The 2,995-nt window shown below is 62.4% G+C and carries 2 protein-coding genes; both read left to right on the plus strand.

Annotated features, from left to right (window positions below; genetic code table 11):
- Nucleotides 1–883: hypothetical protein (locus AC6FTP_RS26615; protein WP_497209925.1), on the plus strand; the 883-nt coding region annotated here is incomplete at its 5' end.
- Between the two features lie 64 nt (nucleotides 884–947).
- A partial coding sequence (locus AC6FTP_RS26620; protein WP_497209926.1) for a bifunctional serine/threonine-protein kinase/formylglycine-generating enzyme family protein occupies nucleotides 948–2,995 on the plus strand: 2,048 nt, incomplete at its 3' end.

Below are 2,995 nucleotides of genomic sequence, written 5' to 3' on the forward strand. Positions count from 1 at the left end.
CACCAGTGATCTCGGCATGTTCCTCTACTTCGTGCCCATGGCACTCGTGCTCGCCGCCGTCGGCCTTTGCGCCTCGTGGGAGGGGCTCGTGCGCAGCCTGCGTGTCAGCAAAGAGGAACTGAAGCGCGACAAGCCCTGGCTCGCCAGCATCGGCGGCATCGGTCTTGTTTCACCGCTGCTCATGATGCTCCTCGTCTTCACGGCACCGAAGGCGCTCATCAGCACGTGGCCCGGCCTGCTCGATGAAATGGCCAGCGACGAAGAACTCGTCACCGACAGCACCCTGCTGCGCGTCCTTCAGTTTGCCGATGAAGACTACCTCATCAATCTCGGCACCGACACCGCCGAGCGCATCGCCCAGGACCACGCCATCATGGCGAACTACGCCCATCGCGGACTGTTTGGCGAAGGCTACCTCCAGGTCGATGTCCTCAGCGCCAAAGCCGTCACCGCGCTGAATGACAACGTCTCCGCCGTCTTCATCTTCGCCCAGTTCGGTGTCGTCGGTGCGCTAGCCGTGCTCGTGGCCTACATCGCCATCGTGCTCGGCGCTTTGGGTGCGCGTGAGAGCATCAACTCCCTCACCGGCTGGCTCGCACTCATGGCAGGCATGTCCTTCGCCCTCGTCAGCCTCTACATGATGGCGGCAAACTACGGCCTGCTGCCCTTCACCGGCAGAAACATGTACTTCCTCGGCCTGAACAGTTGGAGCGATGTCGCCGAAAGCTTCGCGCTGATCTTCCTCATCATGCTCGGGATCGCCCGCGCCCAGTTCCGCAGCGGCGTCTTCAGCAAACCCTCGTCCGATGTGCTCACGGACATCATCGAGGGGAATGAGATCACGCCCTCGCCTCTGGCCGCTTTGATTCGGCAGAAACATTGAGGCAGAAGCATTCATTCCCTCATTTTCCTGCCTCAATCTTGCTGCCTCTACCTCCGTCCTCCCGATGTCAGACACCGCCCCACTCCAGCTTTCCTGCCGCTTCTGCCGTCCTCTGGTGGAGGGCTGCCCCAGCGTGTTTGAGATCACCCTCACCTCCATCGTGCCGGAGCCTGTGCGGTACATCGTACTCGAATTCCGCTGCGCCGGGCTGCGCGGCGGCGTGGCGGAGCGCACGCTCACGAAGCCACTGACCGCCTTCGAGGTGCTGACTCTGGACCTGGACATCGAGCCCGAGCGGAAAGGCACGCCGTCCATGACCGTTCACCTCCACGCCAGCACCTCACGCGGACGTTTCACCGCCCATGGCAGCGTACGGCCCGGCGGTCAGGCAGGCATCAGCATCCTCGAGCGCCCAGCAGACATTCAGAGCCTCACCGTTCAGATTCATGAGAAGGCCTTCTTCGGCAGCGTCTTCGCGGAGGGCGGCATCGACATCGGCAAGGTGAAGACCCTCAACGACTTCCTCCAGCTCCACCTGCCCGTGCCCATGGAACGCGTGGCTCTTAGTTGGGATGGGTTTCCCGTCGCCCGCAGCCTGAAGCCCGACGGCATCTTCGCCGGGCGATTCAAATTGATCGAGCAGCTCGGCCAGGGCGGCATGGGCGTCGTCTGGCTGGCGGAAGACACCCGCATCCATGAGCAGGTAGCTCTGAAATTTCTCCCCGAGACCGTCTGCCACGATCCCGATGCCATCGACGACCTGAAGCGCGAGCTGCGCCTCAGCCGCCAGCTCACCCATGAAAACATCGTCCGCATCCACGACCTGATCGAGGCGGAGGGCACCGTGGCCATCAGTATGGAGTACATCCGAGGGAAGACCCTCAGCGCCCTGCGTCGGGAGCAGCCCAGCCGCGTCTTCAGCACTGCCCAGCTCCTGCCCTGGGTGCGGCAGCTCTGCGCCGCGCTCGACTACGCGCATGGCAAAGGCATCATCCATCACGACCTGAAGCCGCTGAACCTCATGATCACCGAGGCCGGCCTCTTGAAAGTGTGCGACTTCGGCCTGGCCGGGAGCATGGCGGAGAGTCGTAGTCGGCACAGTCGCCCCGGTCACACCAGCGGCACCACGCCCTACATGAGCCCGCAGCACCTCCTGCTCGGCAGTCGCACTATCTCCGATGATGTCTATTCCGTGGGAGCTACACTTTACGAGCTGCTGACCAGCAAGCCGCCGTTTTACGCAGGCAGCATTGAGACCCAGATCGAGCGTGGAAACCTGCCCAGCATCAGCGAGCGTCGCGCCGTGCTGCGGGTGCAGAGCACCGAGCCCGTGCCGGAGCACTGGCAGCGCACCGTGGCAGCGTGCATGGACATCGTGGCGGAAAAACGGCCTGCGAGTGCCGGGGACGTAGGCCTGTTTTTGACAGGCACTCAGGTGAACCAAGAACTTCTTGCTTATCAGGAAGAAGCCGCCCGGCAAAAACAGCGAGCGGATCAGCTGGAGAAAAAGCACCAGGAAGCGGAGCAGAAACGCCTCGCTGCCGAGGCCGCAGCCACCAAGGCCAAAGAAGCCGCCGCCAAAGCCGCGAAGCAGCCAGCGCCACCGTCCGACCCACTCAATGACGGAACCGTGGGCAGGCAGGTCGTGGTCACTTTGCCGGGGGAGGTGAAGCTCCACCTGTGCTACTGCCCTGCAGGCAGCTTCACCATGGGCAGTCCTGCCACTGAGGAGGGCCACCGTGAGTACGAGGAGCAGGTGAAAGTCACCCTGACCCAGCCCTTCTGGCTGGCACGCACGGAACTGACCCAGGCACAGTGGAAGGCCCTCATGGGCACGACACTGGCAGAGCAAAAGGCGAAAGGGAATAGCTTCGGAAATATTCAGGGTGAGGGGCCGGATTATCCGATGTACTTTGTCAGTGCGGAGGATGCGGATGTCTTTATCACGAAGTTGAATGAGAAGGTTGCTCTCAAAGGCTGGGAGTGGGTGCTGCCAACGGAGGCGCAGTGGGAGTATGCCTGCCGCGCAGGATCACCCGGTAGGTGGGGTTGGACAGCCGAAGGCCAAATGGGCACTCTGGAAGAGATGGGAAGGTTTGAGGGTAATTCAGG

Source organism: Prosthecobacter sp. (genome assembly GCF_044378005.1).
In the GTDB taxonomy this organism is placed as follows: domain Bacteria; phylum Verrucomicrobiota; class Verrucomicrobiia; order Verrucomicrobiales; family Verrucomicrobiaceae; genus Prosthecobacter.